This window comes from Slackia exigua ATCC 700122 (genome assembly GCF_000162875.1).
GTDB lineage: Bacteria > Actinomycetota > Coriobacteriia > Coriobacteriales > Eggerthellaceae > Slackia > Slackia exigua.
In genome coordinates this window covers 292,595-316,102 of the sequence record NZ_GG700631.1, presented here as the reverse complement: position 1 = coordinate 316,102, position 23,508 = coordinate 292,595, and the positions used below count along the sequence as shown (strand labels likewise).

The following is a 23,508-nucleotide window of genomic DNA, read 5'->3' as shown; positions in this document are numbered from 1 at the left end:
CTCTCGCCGAGCTCGCACTTGCTCCTGTTCGAGATCGAAGCCGGGTCCCACCCGCCCGCTTTTAGGTCGGCCAACACCGCCCTGAGCAGCAGGTTCTCTATCTGGGCAGGCTCAAGGCCCGCCAGCGGCCCGCTCCTCGGCGGCTCGTAGGTCCCCTTCTCGCGCTCGCTCGGCCCCATCGCGGCATCCTCCTTCGGCGCAGGCTTCGCTTCCCCCGTCGGCAGGATCCTACCACGCCGGCCCTGGAGCCTGAGCGGGACGCCGCGGTCGTGCGGAAGCCTTCCGGCCGCCCAGTTTCCCACGCTCACGCGACCGACGCCGGCGATCGCGGCGGCCTCGGCCTGCGTCATGCCCTCCTCGAGCGCCCACAGCGCCAGCTCGACGACCTTCCTGTCGTACATGCGGACCCCTTCCCGGACCTTCGCGGTCCAACTTTTTGTCCGCATCCCCCTTAGTGGGATTTTGCAAGTCGTTTCGCGAGTCAGCCACGCGTATCGATTCAGCTACATGACGTTGATCTGGTGTTTTGATGCAAGAATGGCGCCCATGGAATTCGACTGCTGCCACTCGACCATCCCGGATACCCCCTAAGCGCAGATTTTTTGGCAGTTGAGTGCGAAAGAGGCGCGGATTTTCGTTAAGCTCTGATTTTTTGGCAAGTGGGTTTGCTACACTGCTGCTTCATTTACGGGATGTCAACGTCCGAGGTGGCTTGGCTGCTTTCGAGCGATGGCTGACGTGCGTCACCCGATATCGCGATCGGTGCCGGGCAGAATCGATGCTGGGCGGAGCTCTCGCAGCTCTCGTGGCTCGATGCCGATGCATGAGCTACGGTATCTGTCTAGCTTGGACGACGCGCATCGGCTTTGGCTTCAGGCCTACGTGGCTCGGGCCGATCTGGCAGGTTTTCAGGTCTGTCAGGTTTCCCGATCTGGTGGGTTTCAGGTCAAGGCAGATGCTTGAGGCAGGTGCTCGCGGTTCGAGATTCACCTTGCATGTCCGAATTCCGAGATGCGTCTGTGTGACGGATTTCGACGATGGTCTAGGCCGCACGATCGGGCTCCGAGCGCTTCGACCTGCGATGGCGTCCCGAATTGCAAGAATTATGACCGACGGTCGCTCATCGTGCGCGATGACGGACCGGCGAACGATAAGAAGGGAACGATCGTGGAAGCACGTGAGAAATTCGGGTCGAGGCTCGGCTTCATCCTCATCAGCGCAGGCTGCGCCATCGGCTTGGGAAACGTCTGGCGGTTCCCCTCTATCACCGGCCAGTACGGCGGCGCAGCGTTCATCATCCTGTATCTGCTGTTCCTGGTGGCGTTCGTGCTTCCGATCCTCGTCATGGAATTCGCCGTCGGTCGCGCGAGCCAGAAGAGCATCGCGCGCAGCTTCGACGCGCTCGAGCCGACGGGAAGCCGGTGGCACTTCTATAAATGGATCGGTTTCGCGGGCAACTACATCCTGATGATGTTCTACACGACGGTCGCAGGCTGGATGCTGTCGTACGTCTTCAAGTCGGCGGCGGGGTCGTTCCGAGGCGCCGATGCGGATGCGGTCGGCGGTGTGTTCGGCGCTATGCTCGCGAATCCGTTCGAGCAGATCTTCTGGATGATCGTCGTCGTTGTACTCGGTCTGGCCTGCACTTTCGCCGGCTTGCGCAAAGGCGTCGAGCGCATCACGAAGGTGATGATGGGCGCCCTGTTCGTGATGCTCGTCGCGCTCTGCATCCGTGCGGTCACGCTCGACGGCGCCGGCGCCGGCCTCGAGTTCTACCTCATGCCCGACTTCGGCAAGCTGTTCGCCGGCGGCGCAGCGGGGTTCGGCCAGGCCGTCTATGCGGCGATGGGCCAGGCGTTCTTCACGATGTCGGTCGGCATCGGCGCGATGACGGTTTTCGGCAGCTACATCGGCAAGGAACACGGCCTGACGGGCGAGGCCCTGCGCGTCGCCGGACTCGATACCGCGGTCGCCTTCATGGCCGGCCTCATCATCTTCCCGGCCTGCTTCGCGTTCGGCGTTCAGCCCGACAGCGGCCCCGGCCTCGTATTCGTCACGCTGCCGAGCGTCTTCAACCAGATGTGGGGCGGCCAGATCTGGGGCGCGCTCTTCTTCGTGTTCATGAGCTTCGCGGCCCTCTCGACCGTCATTGCCGTTTTCGAGAACCTGATGAGCTTCACGATGGATCAATGGGGCATCTCTCGCCGCCGCGCCGTCGTCATCAACGGCATCGGCATCGCGGCCCTCTCTCTTCCGTGCGCGCTCGGCTTCAATGTCTGGTCCGGTCTCGAGGTTCCGGGTATCGGGAACATCCAGGCGGTCGAGGACTTCATCGTGTCCAACAACATCCTGCCGCTCGGATCGCTCGTGTTCCTGCTGTTCTGCGTATCGAAGAACGGCTGGGGTTGGGAAAACTTCCTTGCAGAAGCCGATGCCGGCGATGGGCCGCGCTTCCCGCGCTGGACGCGCACCTACATGCGCGCGGTGCTGCCTGCGCTCATCATCGTCGTGCTGATCATGGGATATGTGCCCATCGTCAGTTCGTGGCTGGGGCTCGCGTAAGAGCGAAAGCACTATGCGCGCGAAATAGCCCAGGATTCGTCCGGCTGCTCGCAGCACCTTCGGTGTCCTGTGTCAAATCAGTGATGAAGCGCTTTAGCGCAATAAAGCGTTGGCGCCGATCGTGCGCAGTGCTATAGTGCTCTATCGTAATAAAGTGCATGCAGGGCATGGGAACTTTGAGAACAGAATCCGAAACCGAAGATCGAAGCGGGGAGTCGATGCTGGAAGTCGATACTGGGAATCGATGCCGGGAGTCAAGGTTTAAGCTGGGATAGAAGGACAGGACAAGGTGCAAGCCCGAACCCGGCGCAAGATCAAGATCGGGCTTGAATCGCATCGGCCGGCCTGGAATCAACTTAGGATCGAACTGGAATCGATTCGATAATTCACAGTTCAAGATCAAACCAAGACCGGAATCGTCTCAGAGTGAGCTTATAACCACCTCACGACCAGCTAGAATCAATCCAGGATCTGACGCGAAGCCCAGGCTGCTTGTCGACGGTGCGGATTCGGGCATGCCCGAGCCTTTCGGCGCAGGGAAGGAGGGTGCGGCGATGGTTTCCTCTGCGAATCAAGCAATGACGTTGCCCGCAGGTCAGGCGATGGTTCCGCCCATGGATCGAGCAACGGTCCCGCCCACGGATCAAGCAATGGCCCCGTCAGCGGGCCGTGCAGCGGATGCGCCTACGGATCGTACGGCGGATCCACGCGCAGGCCGGGCGACGGCTTCCCGCGCGGGTAAGCCGGGATATCCGTCTTCGGATCGAGCACCGGGTCGCGCAGGGCTGATTCCCGAGGCGTTTTCCTCCGATGACCTCGAATGGGACACGCGTGTCACGCTGGCGCTCGATGCTCTGTACCGCACGTCGGGCTACGAACGCTACCGTATGAACAAGTTCGAACCCTACGACCTCTACCTCGAACACAGAGGCTTTCTGCGCGACGATGCCGTGATCAGCTTCACCGACCCGCGCGGCAGGCTCATGGCGCTCAAACCCGACGTCACGATGAGCATCGTGAAGAACGCCTCGGTCGATGCGGCTGTCGAGCGGCTCTTCTATATCGAGAACGTTTTCAGGGTTCCTCCTGGCGGCAGCGAGTTCGCCGAGATCGCCCAGATGGGGCTCGAATGCCTGGGGTGCGATTCCGGTCGCGTGCAATCGGACGTGGACGCTGAGGTCGTGGCGCTCGCCTGCCGCACGCTCGACGTGTGCGGCGGCCGATCTCGTCTTGCGGTGAGCCATATGGGGCTCCTTTCCGCCCTTCTCGATGCCTGCCTGTTGGAAGATGAGTCGCGGGACCAGGCGCTTCGATGCATCCGTCTGAAGAACGCGGCGGGCCTTGCAGACGTCCTGCGCGGGGCCGGAGCGCCATTCGAGTCCCAGGATGCCCTCCTCGGCGCGCTTGCCGTGTCGTCGCCTCTTTCGAGCGCCGTCGAATTCCTGAAGGCCCTTCCTCTCTCTCGCGTCGCGCTCGAAGCCGTCGAGGCGCTGGAAGCGCTTGTCAAGCGCCTGGTCGCCTCAGGGGAAGAACCGTGCGCGATCGAGGCGGACCCGGATGCGGCGGGGAGGCCGGATGAGGTCGGGGAAGAGCTGTGCGCAACCGGGAAGGAATCAGGCGCGGCGAGGGAGGACCCGGATGCGGCGGGGAGGCTGGATGCAATCGGAGGGGACCCGGACGCGACGAGAAAGCCGGATACGGCGGGGGAAGAACCGTGCGCTATGAGGAAGGAGCCTGACGCCTTTCCTGTTGCCGCGGGCGCTGCGGCAGGCGGTCGAGGGGTGTCGGAGGGAAAGCCTCCCGCTCCCCGTCTCGAAGCCGATCGGCTCTTCTTCGACCTGTCGCTCGTCGGTGAAGCCGGCTACTACACAGGCCTCGCTTTTCAAGGCTATATCGAGGGCCTGCCGCGCGCGGTGCTTGCCGGCGGGCGCTACGACGGCTTGATGGAAAAGGTCGGTCGTTCGCAAGGCGCGGCAGGATTCGCGCTCTATCTGGGAGAAATCGCTCCCGCATTCACAGGGGGCCGAGCATGAACGGGAGAACGGGCGCGAACGGGCGACCGTCTGCGGGCAGAAGCGCGAATACGAACGGCAGACGGGCACGGACAGGAGGCCGGACGTCGATGCCCGGCCGTCAGTGGATGAAGGATCGGATGCGAACAGGAGGCCGAGCATGATCAGCATCGCCCTGCCGAAAGGTCGCCTCGGCCGTGCCGCGCTCGAACGCATGGGCGGGGCGGACGGCGCCTGCACGCTCGAAGGGCAGGGACGCCGGCTCGTGCTCGAGGACGAGGCGCGCAACATTCGCTACTTCCTGGTGAAACCATCGGATACGGCTATCTACGTCGAGCATGGCGTCGCGGATATCGGCATCGCCGGACGCGACGTGCTCCTGGAAACCCGTCCCGACGTCTACGAACTGCACGATCTCGGCTTCGGGCGCTGCTCGATGGCGGTGGCCGCGCCGACGGGCTGGCATGACGCCCGCAACGCTCCGTTGCGCATCGCAACCACCTATCCGACCTGCGCGCGCGAACACTTCGATCGAAAAGGGCGGCAGATCGAAACCATCACGCTGCACGGGAGCGTCGAGCTCGCGCCGCTCCTCGGGCTGTCGGACGTCATCGTCGATCTCGTCGAGACGGGCGCGACGCTCCGTGAGAACGGCCTCGAAGCAGTCGAACGCATCTTCGAGTCATCCGCCCGCCTCATCGCGAATAAGAGCAGCTACCTGTTCAAGCGCTCGGAGATCGACGCCGTCATCCAAGGGATGCTCGAGACGCCCGCGTCTGCCGGCATCGACGCTTGATGAAGGGAAGGACCCTATGACCGAATCGACCGCGCGGCCCGGCGCATGCCGCTTCCTCGACGAGACGCTTGCGCGCACGCTCGCCCCCTATACGCCCGGCGAACAGCCCAAGGATGTCGCCGATCTGCTGAAGCTCAACACCAACGAGAACCCTTATCCACCGTCTCCGCAGGTCGTGTCGGCGCTTGCGGCGCAGGATCCCGCCGATGCGCGTCTGTATCCCGATCCCGAGGCGACGTCGTTCAAACAGGCGCTCTCCGAGACGTTCGGCCGTCCGACCTCGTGGTTCTCCGTCGGCAACGGCTCCGACGAGCTTCTGGCCATGAGCTTTCTGGCCTTCGCCGGCCAAGGCATCGCGTTCCCCGACGTTACCTACGGCTTCTATCCGACGCTTGCGGGCCTGTTCGGACGGAAGGTCCGCATTGTCGCGCTGCATGAGGATTTCACCTGGTCGCCGGATGACTACCACGGTATTCGCGAGACGGTGGTCATTCCGAATCCGAACGCGCCGACGGGCATCGCCGCGCCGCTCGACGATGTGCGTGCGCTGCTCGCCCAGGATGCCGACCGTCTCGTGATCATGGATGAGGCCTACGTCGATTTCGGAGCGGCATCCGCCGTATCGCTGCTCGATGATTTCGACAACCTGCTCGTGCTGCGCACGATGTCGAAATCGCGTTCGCTCGCCGGCGCTCGCATCGCATTCTCGCTTTCGAATCCCGAGATCGCGCGCGTGCTCGAGGTCGTGCGCTTCAGCTTCAACCCGTACAATCTCGATCGCGCGGCCCTCGTCGCCGGAGCGGCCGCCTGCAGGGACGCGGCGTATTTCGAACAGACGCGCGAGCGCGTGATGGCGACGCGCGAGCGCACGGCCTCCGCGTTGCGCGGCCTCGGCTGCACGGTGCTGCCGAGCGCCGCGAACTTCCTCTTCGTGCGTCCGCCTGCCGCCGTGTCGGCCCCACGCTACATTTCCCAGCTGCGTGAACGCGGCATCATCGTACGATATTTCAATGCCCCGCGCACAAGCGGCCACGTGCGCGTGAGCATCGGCCTGCCGCAGGACATGGACCGGTTCATCGCGGCGAGCGCGGAGATCTTCGACCGAAAGGACGCCTGATGCGCACGGCAACGATCGAACGCGAAACCAAGGAAACCAAGGTGGCGCTGAGCATCGGCCTCGATGGCGCCGGCACCGCGCACGTCGACACGGGCGTTCCCTTCCTCGATCACATGCTCGATCTCTTCGCATACCATGGCTGCTTCGATCTGGACGTCGCCTGCCAGGGCGACGTGGAGGTGGACGGGCATCACAGCACCGAGGATGTGGGCATCGCGCTCGGACGCGCCATCAGCGAGGCGCTCGGAGACCGTCGCGGCATCTTTCGCTACGGCGACATAGCGCTTCCTATGGACGAGGCCCTCGTGCTCGTCGCCGTCGACATCTGCGGCCGCGATTTCTGCGACTGCCGTCTCGACGTGCCGGCCGAGCGCCTCGGCACCTTCGAAACCGAGCTCGCCGATGAATTCATGGCGGCGTTCGCGCGCGAGCTGGGCGCATCGCTGCATGTGCGCAAACTGGCGGGACGCAACAGCCACCATATCATCGAGGCGGCGTTCAAAGGCCTCGGACGCGCCATGCGCGCGGCGGTTTCGATAGACGACGCACGCGACCAAGCTGTTCCTTCAACGAAGGGAACCATCCTATGAGCACGGCCGCCATCGTCGACTACGGGGTCGGGAATCTCTTCAGCCTCACGGGCGCTCTGCGGCGCCTGGGTGCGCCGACCGTCGTGACCTCGGATGCGGATGCGATTCGCGCGGCGGATGCGATCATCCTGCCGGGCGTCGGCGCATTCGGCGACGCGGCGGCTCGTCTGCGTGCATCGGGGCTTGCGGACGTGCTCGACGAACGCATCGGCGCAGGAGTGCCGCTCATGGGCATCTGCCTGGGGATGCAGCTCCTTTTCGAGCGCAGTTTCGAATACGGCGAGCATGCCGGCCTGGGCTACCTGCCCGGATCGGTCGTGCCGTTGTCCGAGGCGTTCGCGCGCGACGGCATCGATCTCAAGGTGCCCCATATGGGTTGGAACGCGCTCGATCGCGTGCGCGACGACGTCCTGATCGCCGACGTGCCCGAAGGCGCATGCGTCTACTTCGTGCATTCCTACGTCGCCGACGCGCGTCCCGAGCATCTCGTCGCGATCGCCGGCTACGGCATCGACGTGCCGGCTATCGTGCGTGCAGGAAACGTGTGCGGCTGCCAGTTCCATCCCGAGAAGAGCGGGGACGTCGGGCTTTCGATCCTGGCCGCCTTCCTCGACGACGCGAAGGGAGGCCGCATCTGATGGACATCCTGCCTGCCATCGATCTGCGCGACGGCGGCGTCGTGCGTCTCACCCAGGGCGATTATTCCCGGACGACGCGCTACGGGCTCGATCCCCTCGAGGTCGCCTGCGGCTTCGAGGAGGCCGGCGCGCGCTTCCTGCATGTGGTCGACCTCGACGGGGCGCTCGACGGCACGCTCGCGAATTTCGACGTGGTGCGTCGCATTGCGGAAGGCACCAGCCTCGTCGTCGAGGTGGGCGGCGGCATCCGCGATCTCGCGCGCATCGAGTCGTACTTGGACGCCGGCGTCGGGCGCGTCATTCTGGGCACCGCTGCCGTCAAGGATCCGGTGTTTCTGGATGCCGCCCTTGCGCGCTTCGGGGCCGAAGCGGTGGTCGTGGGCGTCGATCTGCGCGACGGCCGCGTCTCCGTGTCGGGCTGGACGGAAGATTCCGGACTTGACGGCATGGGTTTCTGCCGGAGTCTGGTCGCGCGCGGTGCGACACGCGTCGTCTGCACCGACATCGCCTGCGACGGGATGCTTGCCGGCACGAACCGCGCGCTCTACGCCCGCCTGGCCGCGATCCCGGGACTTTCCGTCATCGCATCGGGCGGCGTGACCGACGAATCCGACATCGCCGCGCTGCGCGATGCCGGCGTCGAAGGCGCGATCGTGGGCAAAGCGCTCTACGAGGGCCGCATCGACCTCGCCCATGCGATCGCCGTCGCTTCGGGCGGCGCGGAAGGGGAACCTGTATGATCGGCAAGCGCATCATTCCCTGTCTCGACGTGCGCGACGGGCGCGTGGTGAAGGGCACGAACTTCGAAGGCGTGCGCGACGTGGCCGATCCCGTCGCCATGGCGCGGTGCTACAACGAATCATGCGCCGACGAGCTGGTTTTCTATGACATCACGGCCTCAAGCGACGGACGGGCGCTGTTCGCCGACGTGCTGTCCGCCGTGGCATCCGAGGTATTCATTCCCCTGACCGTCGGCGGAGGCGTCCGCACGCTCGAGGACTTCGATCGCGTGCTCAAGGCCGGGGCGGATAAGGTCAGCGTGAACTCGGGAGCTATCGCCGATCCGTCGCTCATCGGACGGGCGGCGAAGCGCTACGGCGATCAGTGCGTCGTGCTGTCCATGGACGTCAAACGCGTGGACGGAACGTTTCGCCTGTTCGCGAACGGCGGACGCGTGGATACGGGCATCGATGCCCTCGCGTGGGCGCGCGCGGGCGTGGAGGCGGGCGCCGGCGAGGCGGTGCTCAACAGCATCGATGCCGACGGCGTGCGCGGCGGCTTCGATCTCGAGATGCTCAAAGCGTTTTCCGAGGTCGTGGATGTGCCCATCGTCGCATCGGGCGGCGCGGGGAAGAAAGAGGACTTCCTCGAGCTTTTCCGCAAGGTCCCGAGCGTCGATGCAGGGTTGGCGGCGAGCATCTTCCACTTCGGCGAGGTGGACATCGTCGACCTCAAGCGCTTCCTGCATGACGGCGGCATTCCGATGCGACTGATATAGGAGGATGACATGAACCTGGACGATCTCACCTTCGACGCCGCGGGGCTGATTCCCGCGGTCGTGCAGGACTTCTTCACGCGCGACGTGCTGACGGTCGCGTACATGAATCGCGAGAGCCTGGCCATCACGTTGGCGGAAGGCCGCACCTGCTTCTGGTCGCGCAGCCGCCAAGAGCTGTGGCGCAAGGGCGAAACCAGCGGAAACGTGCAGTACGTCGTGTCCGTCCGCGCCGATTGCGACGGCGATGCGCTCGTGGTCGAGGTGGTGAAAGACGGTCCTGCCTGCCACCTGGGCACCGACAGCTGCTTCACGAAACAGCTGTTCAAAGACGAATCCGTTCAGCGTTTCACGCTCGACGCCCTCTATGCGCTCCTGTGCGAGCGCAACGAGCGGCGTCCCGAAGGATCGTATACCACGTATCTCTTCGCCGAGGGCACGGAGAAGATCCTCAAGAAGGTAGGCGAGGAAGCCACCGAGGTCATCATCGCCGCCATGAAGGGCGACGAGGGCGAGACGGTCTATGAGATCGCCGACCTGTGCTATCACGTGCTCGTGCTGATGGCGGCAAGCGGCATCGGCCTGGACGAGGTTCGCGCCGAACTGGCGGACCGGCACGTGGTGGACCGCAAGGAGAAGCAGGTCGCGATGAGTTCGGCGCTCGTCTGAGCGCAAACGGGGAAGACGGAAGGGAATACGGGCTTGAACTGGGCGTGGCTTGACAAGAACCTGCATGCGCATACGACGTACAGCGACGGCGCGAACTCCATGGAAGAGATGGCCCGGCGTGCCGTCGACCTGGGATTCTCCGCATTCGGCTTCACCGACCATTCGCATACCTTCTTCGACGAGAGCTACTGCATGCCGCGCGAGCGCTACGAGGCGTATGCGGCCGAGGCGGCCGGGCTCAAGCGACGCCTTGCGGGCACGATCGACATCAGGTGCGGCGTGGAACAGGACTTCTATTCCGACGATCCGACGGATGCCTTCGAGTACGCCATCGGATCGGTCCATTACGTGCGCGTACCCGGCGCGAACCGCGGCACGGTGGTCACGATGGGCAATCCCCAGGGCGAGTACCTGCCGGTCGACGAGACGCCCGAGATCCTGGCGCTCGGATGCGCGACGTATTTCGACGGCGACTACTATGCGCTCGCCGAAGAGTTCTTCGCCACCGCCGCCCAGGTCGTCGAGAAGACGGGATGCGGCATCATCGGACACTTCGATCTGGTCAAGCGATTCAATGCGCACGGCAGGCTCTTCGACGAATCCCATCCGCGCTACGTGCGCGCCTGGCAGGCGGCGGCCGATGCGCTCCTGGACACGGACGCCACCTTCGAAGTGAACGTCCGCGCCTTTCGCAAGGGGCAGACCGCAGAACCGTATCCGAGCCGTGCAATCAGGGACTACCTGACGCAGCGCGGCGCCGTGCTCATCCCCTCGAGCGATGCGCATGCCGTCGAAGACCTCGAGACCTGGGATTTCCTGCGCGATCTTGACGCGTAGCCCTTCGGCGCCCGATCGGTTTTCCGCACGTTCGCGCCGCCGCGCGTCCGGCGCGCCCCGCTTTTTTCTCGCGTTCGAGGGTGCAGGCATGGTTAAATGGAGCGAATCGGGATGCGTGCGTGGAAGGAGAGACGCATATGAGCCAGAACCAGGGATACGGCGTCTTCGAGGACGACCGTCCGTCCAAGACGCCCTTCATCGTGCTCGCGGTATTGGCGCTGCTGGTCGTCGTCGGCCTTGCGGGGTTCGTCTACGCCGTCGGCGGTCCGGGGGCCCAGGAGCGTTCGATGGCCGACGGGGCTGCGCAGGCGGAATCTTCCGATCAGGATTCATCTGCGAACGGCGCGGCCCAGACGAACACGGCCGCCACGCCGACGACCGTTCCTCTTGAAGACGGCCGCATCGTCATGACGCTGCATGGCAGCAAGGACACGTACGTGAAGACGGGCGAGAGCTATATCGAGTCCGGCGTCCACGTCCTCGACGTGAAGGAGGGCGACCTGACCTCCAGCGTGACGACGTCGGGTTCGGTGGATACGTCCAAGCCGGGCGACTACACGGTCACCTACACGGTGCGCAACGCCGCCGGCATGGAAGACTCGATCGAGCGCACGGTGCATGTGACCGATGACATGGCATGGGATTCCGACGGCATTTCCGTGCTCATGTACCACTACGTCTACACCGACGACGACCAGCCCGACGAGGTCAATTCCAACTACATCAACCAGAAGACGCTTGAAGAGCAGCTTAAATGGCTGACGGACAACGGCTACTACTATCCGTCCTGGTTCGAGCTCCGCGCCTATATCGACGGCACGCATTCGCTGCCGGCGAAGAGCGTCGTGCTCACCTTCGACGACGGCCAGTACGGATTCCTCGACTACGGCATTCCCCTGCTCGAGAAATACAAGGTGCCGGCCACGGCGTTCCTCATCGGAGACAACGACAACACCGAAGAGATCATCCACGAGAAGGCGAGCCCCTACATCGATTTCCAGAACCATTCGTACGCCATGCATACGGGCGGATCGACGGCGATCGGGCACGGCGGGCGCATCTACGATCTGACCGCCGAGCAGATCACGGCCGACCTTCAGAAGCTCTCGGATATGCTGGGCACGAACGAGGCTTTCGCCTATCCGTACGGCGATGTGTCCGATGCGGCACCGGGTGCCGTGAAGGACGCGGGGCTGCTCTGCGCATTCACCACGGCCTATGATCAGGTCCATGTGGGCGACAACCCCTATACGCTGCCGCGCATCCGCATCTTCGGCGAGTCCCCGCTCGACAGCTTCGTCTACCAGGTGCAGACGGGCGCCTAGGCTTTGGGCGGCTCTACGGTCCGAAGTCGTCGAATTCATCGAGGAAGCGATTCGTTCAGATAGAAACTCTTGGCGATATGCTCAAAAGGAAGCTGCGACGGGGCAATGCAAGGCCAGGCCGCCTGGCGTGCTGGGACGTGCGCAAGGCGGTCTGGGCGAAAAGCGGCATGCCGCCATTCAGGAGCGTAGGTTTTCTTCGGCGAAAGCGATAGCCTCGCGTACAGCGGCGCAGACGAGACGGGAATAGCCCGGATAGAATCCATCGTTCGTTCGTTTAAGGATCTCATCCCTCCATTTCGCGACCCAGGTGCTCGGGTGCATCAAGAGAAACGATGCCATGTCGGCCAAAGCTTCATCTTCGCGACCCTGGCCCTGGTAGGCGGTTTTCGCAAGAAACGAAACGAACATCAGCTCGGATGACAGGTGGTCATCGGGTTCGTGCTGGAAATTCTCAACCCGCAGGCCCCACTTTGCATAGGCGCGTCTGACGCTGTAGGTCTCCTGCTGAAAGACCATCCTCTCCTTGTTGAAGTATACGGATTCCCATAATGGCGCCGCGACCCGTTGCGCGCCGACGAACAATCGGCTGTAGTCTAGTCGAACGGCTTCGAAGTCTGCATCTCCGAAGGGCTTTCGGCACGATTTCGTCCATGCCTGCAATTCTTCCAAGGCATCATTCGCTTCCTTCGACCGCACGAACGGGGTTTCCGAAAACAGTTCGTCATCCGCGACGGTGGCAAACAGATCCCTGTCGGGCATTCCCATGGTCAGCTTTCCCAGCATGGCGAACAGCGCTTCCGCTTCCTGAAGGCGACCAACGGCTTCTTTCTGAATCATGGCGTTCCTTCGTGCCGATCCGAGAGGGCGGCGAAGCGATAGGAACGCTTCGCCGCCGTGCATCATGGTTTACTGTTCTTCGAGGTGCATGGGACGGCATTGGCCGGAATCGTATACCGCGTCCGCATGGGGGGTGATGACCACGCATGGACCTGTGGTCGCCGAATCGGGCAGGGGGGCGACGTCCTTGAGACCATCGTGCTTTGCCACGAGGTTGTCATACGTGTCATATTCCAAGACTCGTTGGGGGCAGATTTCCACACAGGCGGGAGCCTCCCCGATGTCGATGAGGTTCTTGCACATGTCGCACTTCTTGGCGATGCCCAGAGTCTCTACTACGGCGGGGGCGCCGTAGGGGCAGGCCTTTGCGCATGCGCCGCAGCCGATGCATACATCGGGATCGTTGGAAACGATGCCGGTGTCGGTATCTTTGGCCATGGCTCCGGTAGGGCAGCTTGCCACGCATGCGGGGCTTTCGCAATGCCCGCAGGAGAATGAGATCGAATAAGAGAATACGCCTTTGGGCGTATAGGTGCCTAGTGCGGGGTCGTGATCCCAAGTTCCGCCGGAGACTTGGCGAACTTTGCGGAGCCGAGCGCCTACATCGAGGTTGTTGCGGTCCTTGCACGCCAGTTCGCAAGCCTTGCATCCGGAGCAAACGGCGCTGTTGATATAAAAGCCCATCTGTGCCATGGCTAGTTCTCCTTAAAGACTTCTCGGGGCTCCCACGCGTAGTCCGGGGCGAGGGGTGTGCCGGTCCACTTTTCAACGTTGACGATGCAGCTGTTCCAGGCTTGGTGCCCGCAGCCGACGGCATTGGGCCCGCACAGGACGTTGGTGCAGCCGGCAAGATCGACCCCGGTTTCTTCGTCGATTTCGGCCCATGCGCCTTGGCCGAGCGCAACCACGCCGGGCATCATGATTTCGGTCAGGAGCACAGGGCGCAGAACCTTGCCCCATCGAGAGGTGACGAGGACGGTGTCGTTTGTCTTGAATCCCTTCGCCTCGGCATCGATGGGGTTCATGTACAGCGGATGGTCGATGGCCTCGCGCAGAGTGGGGACGTTGGCGAAAGAGGAATGAGAGTGCCTGGTGATGTGCACGGTCACGAGCTGGAAGGGATAGTCGCCTTTTTCTTTGCCGCCCCAGTCTGCGAAGGTCTCCTCGTAGCCCTCGATGGCGGGCATGTACTTGGGGATGGGCGGAATTTCGCTCCAGCCGCAGGCCTTGACGCGATCCACCGCCTGCTGGCAGTAGATTTCGAGCTTGCCTGAGGTAGTGGTGCCGATGGGGTTGGCTTCGGGATCGTCGCGGAATGCCTTGAGCACCACATGGTCAAGACCGTCGTCCTGCGTGCGCTCGTAGGTGTAGATGCCGTTGCGCTTCAGGTCGAGGATGGGCACGGCTCCTTCTTGGGGCATGCCCTTTACGCCGAGTGTGTCCAGGTCTTCCTGGGTGATGCTGACCAGGTTTTCCAGTTCCGATCCATCCTTCTTGGTGCGGGTGGCTGCGGCGACCCAGTTGAACACCATCTGCTTGTAGTCCAAAGGACGCACTTGCTCGGGATCGACCCCCATGTATTCGGCCAGCTCGGCGGCTATATCAAGGTCGCTCTTTGCCTCGAACAGGGGTTCGCAGACCTGGCTGGTCCATAGCATCTGCTCACGATAGCCTGCGGTGAAGTCTCCGTATCGCTCCCACTGGGTGGTGACGGGCAGCACGATGTCGGCATATTTGCAGGCGGTGGTCATGACGATGTTCTGAGCCACGACGAATTCGACCTTGCGGTAGGCCTCGATGCCCAGCATGGTGCCCGGTGCCTGATTGAGGATGTTCTCATGAGTATCGTAGATCATCTGGACGTTGCAAGGTTTCTTTTCGCCGTTTCCTACGGTGAACTCGCCGTCGAGGATTCCGGTCCAGACCTCGTTGATGTTGATCCGGTAGTTAGGCTCCTCGGGTTGCTTGTACATGCCGTTGGGCACGCCGTACTCGATGGAGGCGCCGCCTATGGGATTCCAGATCATGTCGTATTGGCCGGAGGTTGTCCAGGAGGGCTCGCCAAGGATAGTACCGCCTTGGAGCAGGGTCAGATATCCGCCCTGCAGCCAGGAGTGGCCTGCATCGGAGCCGCAGCAACAGCCGGGCTTTCCAATGCAGCCGGACATAGCGCCCAAGGTCATGATGGCCTGGCACCAGGTCATGCCATTGGTGGTGCGGGAAGGGGCCGGGGACATGATGATGGAGACCTTCTCGGTCTTGGCGATTTCCAAGGCCAATTCCTCGATGGCTTTGGGATTCACGCCGCAGATCTCGGCGGCCCACTCTGGCGTTTTGGGCGTGCCGTCGTAGGCGCCGAGGACATAGTCCTTAAAGTTTTCGCTGGTAGTGGCATCATCGGGCATATGGTCAGCATCGAAGCCTACGGTGCAGCGATTGAGGAAATCCCAGTCGATCAAGGGATTGGAATCCGGATCGTCCTCAGTAAGGAGCACGTAGGCCATGCCCAGCGCCAGGGCGGTGTCGGTTCCGGGCCTGATCCCCACGTATTCCGCAGACAGGGCCTGTGCGGTGGCGTGGCGGAAGATATCGATCACGATGAACTTCGTGTTCGCATTCTTGCACTGCAGATAGTCGTAGGTAGGAAGACCGGTGCGGCTCCATGCGGGATTGGAGCCCCAGAGCACAATCAGATCGGCGTTGCGAAGGTCAATGCGGTCGTTGGTGTCCTCGGCCAGGCCGTAGACTTTTGCCAGGGATCCCCATGCGCCAGAGGAGCAAGCGCCCCAGTGCTCAAGATAGCCGCCGCGCAGTGCGAAGAGGCGGCCGATGTCCCAGTTACCGAATAAGGATGCCACGTAGCCGGGAATGAAAACGGAGTCCAAACCGTAGGTATCTTGAATACGAATGGATTCGTCGGCAATGTAGCGATACGCTTCCTCCCAGCTGATGCGCTCCCATTCATCGCGGCCGCGCAGCTCGCCGTGGAAGTTTTTGCCGCCAGGCTGCCAGTTCTTGCGCTTCATAGGGTACTTGATGCGGTCTGCGCCGAACACCATACCGCGCAAGGCGCGGCCGCGGGCGCAGGATCGTAGCTGTGGACAGTCAGGAGAGTCCGCATGGGTCTTGTCGGTGCCCATTCTGACGGCCTCGCCATCTTTGACCAGAACCTTGTTGAACCCCTTGGATCCGCAGTCAGCCCAGCAGTTGCAGGGAATCCACTTCCCTTGGCTTTCGGGATCGGCGGTGCCTGCTGATCCTCTGTCGAATCCTGAACAGCCTGCTGTTCCCAGCGTGGCTCCGCTTGCGGTCAGCGCGGCGGCCCACTTGACCGCTCCTCGCCTGGATACGCAGCTTGCGTCCAAAGATGTCGACGTAGCATTCTTCGTCATGCCCAATCCCCCCTTTTTCTATTCCTCCATGCCTGGAATCTTCCGAGGATATCTAGATTTCTTCGGAAGACAACGTGAACATTAGATGAATCGGTTCTTGTTTTCCCAGATAAATGCCGTTGTTTCGAAAAAAAGGAAAAATCGAAGCATGAACCGCCCGTCGTAGGGAGGGGGAAGCACATGTGGGAATCTCCGCATCGTAGGATTCTTCTATTTCGAGAAATGCCTTAAACCGAAATATGGAATCAGGGTTTCGGGCAGTCGATTTTGCCGATGGTAAAATGCGGATGCTGAGGGGTTCTATCAAGGGGAAGTGGGACCCGATGCAGTTTTTCTCTAGACAGCAGAGTCATGATCTATTCGCTCGAACCATCGAGAAGATCGCTGCCACTGGCGAGACCGCTTCGTCCAGAAAGCGCGCAAACGTTGCGGGGGCTGCGGCGGTGCCGTTTTCTCCAGGTCCCTTGTGCCAGCAGGAACTGGTTTTAAGCAGCGAGACCTTGGCGGCCGTCTCTCGAGCGGAAATAGCCATAGCGCGGTTCGATACGAGTCTCAATGGATCGTGCCTGCTTGATTCCCTGCGACAGGGTCTCGCCCGTATTGAGGGCGTTTCCACCATCAGGACTATGGGAGTGAAGCCCAGCTATCGGATGTGCTGCATCCTCGAGTTCGCCTCTTGGGAGTGCGGTGGGGTTGCCGCATTCTCCCCGGCCGCGGCTGGCATGGCGAATACCTTGGCGAAATGCCCGCCGGATGTGCTTGAAGCCACCGTTGCGGCCGCCCAGATCAAGGATTGCGTGATTGATATCTTGGATGGATCCTTCGGGGAGGGGCCTGTCTCGGCTTCAGACCTGCTGGATATCAACAGGCGTATCACCCTCGGCACTCCCTGGGAAGCCGAGGCAGGGCTTCGCGCCGTGGATTACCGTACGTTGAAGGAGGTCCGGCAATCGGCCGTTGACCTCGACCTGTATGTCCCTACCCCTCCGAAGAGGCTTCCCCGGCTTCTGAACGACTTGGTGTCCTTTTGCAATAGCGACAGGCATTCTGTCGTCGTCCGATCGGCCTTGGCCCATTTCCAGATGGAGGCGATCAAAGCCTTCGAGGCGGAGTCCGACCAGACCGGCCGGCTTCTTGCCGTCTTGATTTGGCGTAAGCAGGGCCTTGTCCGCAACGTCATGCCTCCCTTTTCCATCACGCCCGCCATGGCGACCAATCGCCACGTCATGAAGCTCGAACCCTACCTTGCCACCAGCACGTTCAGGACCGATAAGGCGATGCTGGCGATGGACGAATGGGTTTTTCACAGCGTCAGGGCCTGCGAGCTTGCGGAGTCCGTATCCAGGTTCTGCTGCGCTGAGCTGACCAGGGTGTACAATAACTGGCTTACGCGTCTTGAAGGAGCAGGAAAGCATGCCACGAAAAATCTGAGGCAGGCCATGCTGGCGCTTCTGGGGATGCCGGTGGTAAGCGTTGGCATGGTGTCATCCGTGACGGGGTGCAGTTTCTCCACGGCTTCGTCGATGGTTGCCGTGCTTGAGCAGGCGGGCATCTTGCGTCGGGTCAAGTCAGGGGAGAGAAACAAGGTATATGAAGCCAAGGATGCCGTAGACCTGTTCACGAAAGTGGAGAGGGCCTTCTTCCCGGCCGTGCCCCTCTCGCGGGACGAAGCGCTGAAACGCTACGTCCAAAATCCTTATGATGGCTTTCCTAAGGCCGAACGACCGAACGGCCTGTGCCTCTGAGGTTGACGTCTATCCGCTCCCCGATGCGTTTTCGCTGCGTTGCGGTCGTCTTGGTGCTACGATGCTCGCTAGATCTCGTCCTTGCGTGCGAATTCGCACGGGAAGGAGGCGGTTGCGCTTCTGTTTCGCCCGTGGCATTCATCCGGTCTTTTCCTTGCGACGACCGGCCTTCATCGAAAGGATTTCACATGCTTCCTTCCCTGCGTCGAAAGAACCAGAAGCTTTCGGATGAGGAGGTGCAGGCCGTCATCGCCCGAAACACGCACGGCGTGCTGGCGCTCGCGGGCGATGATGGGTATCCCTACGCGCTTCCCATCAGCTATGCATACGCGGACGGCGCATTCTATTTCCATAGCGCGCCGGCGGGGCACAAGATCGATGCCATCGCGCGCTGCGGCAAGGCGTCGCTTGCGATCGTCGACGCCGACGAAGTCGACGGACCCGGATACACAACGCACTTCCGCAGCGTGATCGCCTTCGGACGTATCCGCCTGATCACCGATGCGCGCGAGAAGATGGAGACGGCGATGATGCTCGGTGCGCGTTACAATCCCGGCGTCGACCAGGAGAAGGTGCTGACCGAGCAGATGGCGGCGAGCTTCGCGCACATGCATATGATCGCGCTCGACGTCGACGAGATGACCGGCAAGGAATCGAAGCATTTCGCCACGCAGCGCCGCATCGAGAAGAGCGAGGAACGCGCATAGCATCGAGCGTCTCGGCCCATGCCGGCAGGTTCTCGCTCTCGCTGGCCGTGCGGCAGGCCGTTGCGAAGGAGCCTGCAAGCCCGTGCGGCGCCGTCCTTGGACGGCCGGACTGGGCGGCTGCGCTCAGCTGCTGTAATCGGTGTCTAAGGTCAGTTCGATCACGTACTCGGGGAAGGCGGGCCTGGATCTCTTCGCGGATGGCTTCGGCGGCCGATGCGCGATGAGGCTCGTCGAAGGAAATGACGACGTCGAGGCTTATGGTGCGGGCATCATCGTCCAGATAGAATCCGTGCACCTCGAGGATGTGCTCGTGCGTCCAAACGATTTCGTTCACGCGCGAGCGGATAGATGAGACGCGGCTCGTATCGTCGACATTCGTGGAATAGATTCCGACCGCGTCGATAAAGACGTTGCAGGTGCGATAGACGGTCGTGGTGATTTCGCGGGTCAGTGCATCGATGCGACGGGCGGTCATGGTCTCGTCGACCTCGATGTGCACGCTTCCCATCTGGCGGTTCGGACCGTAGTCGTTCAACGTGAGGTCGTAGGCCCCTCGCACGCCCTCCACGCCCTCGACCGTCTTCCTCACGCGATCGGCGAGATCGGAATCCATGCGTTCCCCGAGTATCTTGTCGAGGGCTTCGCGCAGGATATCGATGCCGGCTTTGACGATGACCAGGGAGATGACGACGCCCAAATAGGCCTCGACGGCAATCCCGAACGCGAGGTTCACGCCCGCGGCGACAAGCGTGGTGGCCGAGATGGCGGCGTCCATGGTCGCGTCGGTGCCCGACGCCTTGAGCGAATTGGATTCAAGCGCCCGTCCGCGCGCCGTGGCATAGCGTCCCAGAGCGATCTTCGCAACGACGCCGAGCGCCACGATGACGAGCGCGGTCTTGCCGTATGAAGCGGGCGAGGGGTCGATGATGCGGCTGACGGATTCGGAGAGGGAGGTCACGCCGGCCCAGAGCACGATGGCCGAGATGATGATCGTCGTAAGATATTCGATGCGGCCATGGCCGAAGGGGTGCGCGCGGTCGGGCTCCTTTTCCGACAGGCGCGTCCCGACGATGGTGATGATCGACGAGAGCGCGTCGGAGAGATTGTTCACGGCGTCGAGGACGATCGCGATCGATCCCGTCATGGTGCCGATGGCGGCTTTCATGGCCGAAAGCAGCATGTTCCCGACAACGCCGACGATGGATGCGCGCACGATGAGCGCACCGCGCCTCTGGGCGCCTTCCGTAGCCGAGGCGTTTCCCTGCAGCGTCTGATCGGGTCTAGGCATCTTCCCACTTCCTTTTTCCTGCGGCATTGGAATGCGGCGCGGTTTCCTGCAATGCGGGAATTCCTGTCGAACCGGTGCTCTGCAATGCTGGCATTCTACAACGTCGCTTCTGCCGCGGATGCAGGCGCAGGCGCGATGCCGACGCTTCGCGGCATCAGCGCCGGCATTCCACGGACTTGGCGCCCTGCAATGCCGGTGAGGCGTAGGAATCGGCGGCGGCAGGCAGGTCTACCTCGGGGAGCTGCAGGTAGCGGACCGTGCGGCTGTCGAAGGAATGCACGTGCTGGACATGAGAGGCGCGCACGAGGCGTCCCTGTCGATAGGCGACCAGGCGGCGCTGAGGGATGGGCGTCCAGTCTCCGAGCGTGAGCGGCACGGTGCAGAACATCGCCGCGTCGTCGTTCTGGCTTGCATAGAGCGTGGTGTCGAGCGTGTTCGTGTGAATGAAAAGCGTCTGCCCGTCATCGAGGATGAGATTAAGCTTGTTGCCGTTCGACAGCTGGTCGAAGGCGCTGCCGAGCACTTCGAACTTCTCGTCGAAGGAAAGCTCGTGCCCACGCCGCCGCATGGCTTCGTCGATGACGTCTACGAGGAACATCAGCACGCATTCGCTATCGGTTTCGCCCACTTCCCATGAATCGTATCCTGCGAGCAGCGCGTCGTTGACGATCACGCCGTTATGGATCATCGTCCAGGCGGTTTCCGAGGAATCGGTCTGGACGAACGGATGGCAGTTGTCGTAGGCGCAGGTGCCGTGCGTGGCCTTTCGGATATGGGCGAGAATATGGGTGGATTCGATCGCCTCATCGAGGGTATGCCGCACGAGGGTCGAACGGTAGGCGGGTATGGGTTCTTTCACCATGCGGACCTCGTCGCCTTCGTGCCAGGCGACGCCCCAGCCGTGCGGGTTGTCCACGCTGTTGCCGAAGAATTCGGCGAGCGCGGCGGTCGCGGTCGTGGGATGAAGCGAGCTATAGGCGAAGAGCTGGCACATATCGGGATCCTTCAAGCGGTTTCGCCGGGTCGCGAAGGGTGCGGCGCAGCGCGTTATGCGGGGATATGGTAGGCGAGTGCGCGCGCGATCGTCCTGCATTCAGGAAATCTGCGTCGAAAACGCAGGTTGGAGGATTCGATATTCGAATAGGGAAGGGGTTCGGCGCCGATGGCGGATCGAAGGTCGGCATCAAGAGGCCTGAGGGCGCGCCTCGTTGCCGAGCCCTATCCGTTGTCGATCCCTCGTTCGGCCTTCTCCATGCCGCGGCGTCGCACGTTGGCGAAGATGGAGCCGGCGATATTGTGCCAGATGCTGAAGATGGCGCCCGGCAGCGTGGCGAGGGGATTGGCTGCGAAGTTGGCGGCGGCGAGGCTCACGGCCAGGCCGCTGTTCTGCATACCGACTTCGACGGCGAGCGCGGTGGTCTTGTCGTAGTCGAGTTTGAACAGGCGCGATATGCCGTAGCCTGCAGCCAGCCCGATGCCGTTGTGCAGCGCGACGACGGCCAGCACGAGCGCGCCGCTCTCGACGATCTTCGATCCGTTGTTGGCGGTGATGCCGGCCACGATAAGCGCGATGGCCAGCACGGATACGAGCGGCATGATGCCGCCGGCGCGCTCGATCGCCTCTCCGCCGACGGTCGAGACGAGGACGCCTGCGATCACAGGGAGAAGCACTACCTGCACGACCGATGCGAACATGGCCCAGAACGACACGTCGACCCACGCGCCGCCCAGGCAGAAGACGAGCGCCGGCGTGACGATCGGTGCGAGCAGGGTGGATGCGATCGTCATGCCGACCGACAGCGGCACGTTGCCGCGCGCGATGTAGGTGATGACGTTCGACGCCGTGCCGCCCGGGCAGCATCCGACGAGGATGACGCCGATCGCGATATCGGCCGGAAGGTCGAGCGCCCACGCCAGAAGCCATGCGGCAAGCGGCATGATCGTGTACTGCGCTATGACGCCGAGCACGATTTCCTTCGGATGCGTGAAGACGACCTTGAAATCCTGGGCCTTGATGGTCAGCCCCATGCCGAACATGATCACGCCCAGAAAGACGGTCGTGTACGATGTCGCCCATGAGAAGAGCGAGGGCATGAAGAATGCCCAGACCGAAAGCGCCACGATGATGACGGCGACGTAACGGGAGAGCGCGGTTCCGATGGCGTTGAGCGTTTTCACGAGAAATCCTGCAGGTCGAAGTTGAAGTTGTCGATCAGGCGGGTGCGGCCGATGCGCACGGCCATGGCTACGAGCGCGTCGCGGTCGAGCGCCTCGATCGGCTGCATCGTGAGCGCATCGACGACGGTCACGTATTCGACGTCGGCGAGCGGCTCTTCGGCAAGCACCGCCTTCATCGCGCCTTCGAGCTCGGCGGCCGCCATGCCGGCGTGCGCGATGCGCTGTCCCTCGAAGACCGAGCGCGAAAGCACCGTGGCAGCTGCGCGCTCCTTGGGCGAGAGGTAGACGTTGCGCGAGGATTTCGCCAGGCCGTCGGCCTCGCGGACGATCGGGCAGCCGACGACTTCGACGTCGAAGTCCAGGTCGGCCGCCATCTTCTTCACGATGGCGAGCTGCTGGGCGTCCTTCTGCCCGAAGTAGGCGCGGTCGGGCAGGAAGATGTTGAAGAGCTTGGAAACGACGGTGCACACGCCGCGGAAATGGATCGGGCGTGCGGCCCCGTCCATGGTTTCGGACAGCAGATCGATGCTCACGAACGCGTGCGGGTCATGGTACATGGCCTCGGGTTCGGGATGGAATACGAGGTCGGCGCCGATGGTTTCGCAGAGCGCGACGTCTCGGTCGAAATCGCGGGGATAGGAGGCCAGATCCTCGTTCGGGGCGAATTGCGTCGGATTCAGGAACACCGACACGGCCACGCGGTCGTTTTCTCGGTGCGCGCGTTCGATCAGGCTTGCGTGTCCTTCGTGCAGGTATCCCATCGTGGGAACGAGGCCGACCGTCTTGCCCGCGCGCCTCCACGCTCGGGCGATCGCCTTGGCGTCTTCGACGGTACGTGCGATCTGCATGACGAATCCTTCTTTCGATTGCGCGGACGAAAGGCCTCGCGCGTCGTCTCGGGCGTATCGCACGATGATACCGTGCCTTGCGCCGTTTCGCCACGACGCCTTCATGCGCCGTGGCCAACGTGCGAATATTCCTGACCGGCGTTTACGTCTATGCGATTCGCCTTCTTCTCGTGGATAGGTTTCCGCATGACGGCTTCGTGACGTTTCGTCGGCAAGGTGTGGGGATTGTCTGCGCGCGTCGCCGAGAGGAGTACATTCGTATTCCAAGCCTTTTGGCTTTCAAACTATTCGCCGCAACGGACAGGAAGGCCTGTTTCGCAATGCGGCACCGATCGGGGGCGCGCCCGCGCATGAGGCTTTCCATGCGTCAGCCATGAGGGAATGCGCCTATGTGGGGATGGAATTTGAGCGCTGCGGGGAATCGCCTTCATCTAGGCATCGATATCGGCTCCACGACGACCAAGTACGCGGT

Annotated in this window: 20 protein-coding genes and 1 pseudogene; 13 read left to right on the top strand and 8 right to left on the bottom strand. The window is 62.5% G+C overall.

What is annotated here, in order from left to right; translation table 11 throughout:
* Window positions 1-401, bottom strand: a 401-nt coding sequence (locus tag HMPREF0762_RS09335; RefSeq protein WP_040619427.1) for a hypothetical protein, incomplete at its 3' end; no start/stop codon positions are given.
* Between the two features lie 766 nt (window positions 402-1,167).
* On the opposite strand from HMPREF0762_RS09335, the gene HMPREF0762_RS07420 reads away from it, so the two are divergent.
* The 11 genes from HMPREF0762_RS07420 (at window position 1,168) to HMPREF0762_RS07370 (ending at window position 12,041) form a co-directional block, all read left to right on the top strand.
* Window positions 1,168-2,562 (top strand): sodium-dependent transporter, encoded by a 1,395-nt coding sequence (locus HMPREF0762_RS07420; RefSeq protein ID WP_040619565.1) that lies wholly within the window; start codon window positions 1,168-1,170, stop codon window positions 2,560-2,562.
* Between the two features lie 650 nt (window positions 2,563-3,212).
* Window positions 3,213-4,595, top strand: coding sequence for an ATP phosphoribosyltransferase regulatory subunit (locus tag HMPREF0762_RS09005; protein WP_245935527.1), 1,383 nt, complete (start codon window positions 3,213-3,215; stop codon window positions 4,593-4,595).
* Between the two features lie 139 nt (window positions 4,596-4,734).
* Window positions 4,735-5,370 (top strand): ATP phosphoribosyltransferase, encoded by a 636-nt coding sequence (gene hisG, locus HMPREF0762_RS07410; protein ID WP_006363002.1) that lies wholly within the window; start codon window positions 4,735-4,737, stop codon window positions 5,368-5,370.
* A gap of 16 nt (window positions 5,371-5,386) precedes the next feature.
* A complete protein-coding gene (locus HMPREF0762_RS07405; RefSeq protein ID WP_006363001.1) occupies window positions 5,387-6,487 on the top strand; it encodes a pyridoxal phosphate-dependent aminotransferase in 1,101 nt (366 codons plus the stop codon).
* A complete protein-coding gene (hisB, locus tag HMPREF0762_RS07400) occupies window positions 6,487-7,077 on the top strand; it encodes an imidazoleglycerol-phosphate dehydratase HisB (protein WP_006363000.1) in 591 nt (196 codons plus the stop codon). The genes HMPREF0762_RS07405 and hisB overlap by 1 nt, the downstream gene beginning before the upstream one ends.
* Window positions 7,074-7,715, top strand: a complete 642-nt coding sequence (gene hisH / locus HMPREF0762_RS07395; protein ID WP_006362999.1) for an imidazole glycerol phosphate synthase subunit HisH — start codon at window positions 7,074-7,076, stop codon at window positions 7,713-7,715. The genes hisB and hisH overlap by 4 nt, the downstream gene beginning before the upstream one ends.
* Window positions 7,715-8,455, top strand: a complete 741-nt coding sequence (gene hisA / locus HMPREF0762_RS07390) for a 1-(5-phosphoribosyl)-5-[(5-phosphoribosylamino)methylideneamino]imidazole-4-carboxamide isomerase (RefSeq protein WP_006362998.1) — start codon at window positions 7,715-7,717, stop codon at window positions 8,453-8,455. Before hisH ends, hisA begins: the two co-directional genes overlap by 1 nt.
* The gene (hisF, locus tag HMPREF0762_RS07385; protein WP_006362997.1) at window positions 8,452-9,213 is read left to right on the top strand and encodes an imidazole glycerol phosphate synthase subunit HisF; all 762 of its coding nucleotides are present in this window, start codon (window positions 8,452-8,454) and stop codon (window positions 9,211-9,213) included. Before hisA ends, hisF begins: the two co-directional genes overlap by 4 nt.
* Window positions 9,214-9,222: 9 nt before the next feature.
* Window positions 9,223-9,879, top strand: a complete 657-nt coding sequence (hisIE, locus tag HMPREF0762_RS07380) for a bifunctional phosphoribosyl-AMP cyclohydrolase/phosphoribosyl-ATP diphosphatase HisIE (protein WP_006362996.1) — start codon at window positions 9,223-9,225, stop codon at window positions 9,877-9,879.
* Window positions 9,880-9,912: 33 nt separating this feature from the next.
* The gene (locus HMPREF0762_RS07375; protein ID WP_006362995.1) at window positions 9,913-10,716 is read left to right on the top strand and encodes a histidinol-phosphatase HisJ family protein; all 804 of its coding nucleotides are present in this window, start codon (window positions 9,913-9,915) and stop codon (window positions 10,714-10,716) included.
* Window positions 10,717-10,853: 137 nt separating this feature from the next.
* Window positions 10,854-12,041 (top strand): polysaccharide deacetylase family protein, encoded by a 1,188-nt coding sequence (locus HMPREF0762_RS07370; protein WP_006362994.1) that lies wholly within the window; start codon window positions 10,854-10,856, stop codon window positions 12,039-12,041.
* Between the two features lie 177 nt (window positions 12,042-12,218).
* Here HMPREF0762_RS07370 and HMPREF0762_RS09000 read toward each other — a convergent pair whose 3' ends face one another.
* From HMPREF0762_RS09000 to HMPREF0762_RS07355, 3 genes are all read right to left on the bottom strand, one after another.
* Window positions 12,219-12,878, bottom strand: coding sequence for a TorD/DmsD family molecular chaperone (locus HMPREF0762_RS09000; RefSeq protein ID WP_006362993.1), 660 nt, complete (start codon window positions 12,876-12,878; stop codon window positions 12,219-12,221).
* A 69-nt stretch (window positions 12,879-12,947) separates the two neighbouring features.
* Window positions 12,948-13,571, bottom strand: coding sequence for a 4Fe-4S dicluster domain-containing protein (locus HMPREF0762_RS07360; protein WP_040619424.1), 624 nt, complete (start codon window positions 13,569-13,571; stop codon window positions 12,948-12,950).
* 2 nt (window positions 13,572-13,573) lie between these two features.
* Complete coding sequence (locus tag HMPREF0762_RS07355; protein ID WP_040619422.1) at window positions 13,574-16,270, bottom strand: molybdopterin-dependent oxidoreductase; 2,697 nt, start codon at window positions 16,268-16,270, stop codon at window positions 13,574-13,576.
* A gap of 287 nt (window positions 16,271-16,557) precedes the next feature.
* On the opposite strand from HMPREF0762_RS07355, the gene HMPREF0762_RS07350 reads away from it, so the two are divergent.
* Together HMPREF0762_RS07350 and HMPREF0762_RS09165 are read left to right on the top strand one after the other, a co-directional pair.
* The gene (locus HMPREF0762_RS07350; protein ID WP_160150968.1) at window positions 16,558-18,015 is read left to right on the top strand and encodes a Fic family protein; all 1,458 of its coding nucleotides are present in this window, start codon (window positions 16,558-16,560) and stop codon (window positions 18,013-18,015) included.
* A 188-nt stretch (window positions 18,016-18,203) separates the two neighbouring features.
* A complete protein-coding gene (locus tag HMPREF0762_RS09165; protein ID WP_006362982.1) occupies window positions 18,204-18,722 on the top strand; it encodes a pyridoxamine 5'-phosphate oxidase family protein in 519 nt (172 codons plus the stop codon).
* Between the two features lie 475 nt (window positions 18,723-19,197).
* Here the strand turns inward: HMPREF0762_RS09165 and HMPREF0762_RS09410 are convergent.
* From HMPREF0762_RS09410 to panC, 4 genes and pseudogenes are all read right to left on the bottom strand, one after another.
* A pseudogene (locus HMPREF0762_RS09410) lies at window positions 19,198-19,887 on the bottom strand (cation diffusion facilitator family transporter); the annotation flags it as partial.
* 277 nt (window positions 19,888-20,164) lie between these two features.
* Window positions 20,165-21,004: a class II glutamine amidotransferase gene (locus HMPREF0762_RS07335; protein ID WP_006362978.1), complete on the bottom strand. Its 840-nt coding sequence runs from the start codon at window positions 21,002-21,004 to the stop codon at window positions 20,165-20,167.
* A 224-nt stretch (window positions 21,005-21,228) separates the two neighbouring features.
* Window positions 21,229-22,188: a bile acid:sodium symporter family protein gene (locus HMPREF0762_RS07330; protein WP_006362974.1), complete on the bottom strand. Its 960-nt coding sequence runs from the start codon at window positions 22,186-22,188 to the stop codon at window positions 21,229-21,231.
* Window positions 22,185-23,036, bottom strand: a complete 852-nt coding sequence (panC, locus tag HMPREF0762_RS07325; RefSeq protein ID WP_040619562.1) for a pantoate--beta-alanine ligase — start codon at window positions 23,034-23,036, stop codon at window positions 22,185-22,187. Before panC ends, HMPREF0762_RS07330 begins: the two co-directional genes overlap by 4 nt.
* Window positions 23,037-23,508 lie beyond the last annotated feature (472 nt).

Coding starts and splice junctions, on each gene's coding strand:
- HMPREF0762_RS09005 (WP_245935527.1), top strand. CDS start 3,213: ATGGCCCCGTCAGCGGGCCGTGCAGCGGATGCGCCTACGGATCGTACG.
- hisG (WP_006363002.1), top strand. CDS start 4,735: ATGATCAGCATCGCCCTGCCGAAAGGTCGCCTCGGCCGTGCCGCGCTC.
- HMPREF0762_RS07405 (WP_006363001.1), top strand. CDS start 5,387: ATGACCGAATCGACCGCGCGGCCCGGCGCATGCCGCTTCCTCGACGAG.
- hisB (WP_006363000.1), top strand. CDS start 6,487: ATGCGCACGGCAACGATCGAACGCGAAACCAAGGAAACCAAGGTGGCG.
- hisH (WP_006362999.1), top strand. CDS start 7,074: ATGAGCACGGCCGCCATCGTCGACTACGGGGTCGGGAATCTCTTCAGC.
- hisA (WP_006362998.1), top strand. CDS start 7,715: ATGGACATCCTGCCTGCCATCGATCTGCGCGACGGCGGCGTCGTGCGT.
- hisF (WP_006362997.1), top strand. CDS start 8,452: ATGATCGGCAAGCGCATCATTCCCTGTCTCGACGTGCGCGACGGGCGC.
- hisIE (WP_006362996.1), top strand. CDS start 9,223: ATGAACCTGGACGATCTCACCTTCGACGCCGCGGGGCTGATTCCCGCG.
- HMPREF0762_RS07370 (WP_006362994.1), top strand. CDS start 10,854: ATGAGCCAGAACCAGGGATACGGCGTCTTCGAGGACGACCGTCCGTCC.
- HMPREF0762_RS09000 (WP_006362993.1), bottom strand. CDS start 12,878: ATGATTCAGAAAGAAGCCGTTGGTCGCCTTCAGGAAGCGGAAGCGCTG.
- HMPREF0762_RS07360 (WP_040619424.1), bottom strand. CDS start 13,571: ATGGCACAGATGGGCTTTTATATCAACAGCGCCGTTTGCTCCGGATGC.
- HMPREF0762_RS07355 (WP_040619422.1), bottom strand. CDS start 16,270: ATGACGAAGAATGCTACGTCGACATCTTTGGACGCAAGCTGCGTATCC.
- HMPREF0762_RS07350 (WP_160150968.1), top strand. CDS start 16,558: ATGCTGAGGGGTTCTATCAAGGGGAAGTGGGACCCGATGCAGTTTTTC.
- HMPREF0762_RS09165 (WP_006362982.1), top strand. CDS start 18,204: ATGCTTCCTTCCCTGCGTCGAAAGAACCAGAAGCTTTCGGATGAGGAG.
- HMPREF0762_RS07335 (WP_006362978.1), bottom strand. CDS start 21,004: ATGTGCCAGCTCTTCGCCTATAGCTCGCTTCATCCCACGACCGCGACC.
- panC (WP_040619562.1), bottom strand. CDS start 23,036: ATGCAGATCGCACGTACCGTCGAAGACGCCAAGGCGATCGCCCGAGCG.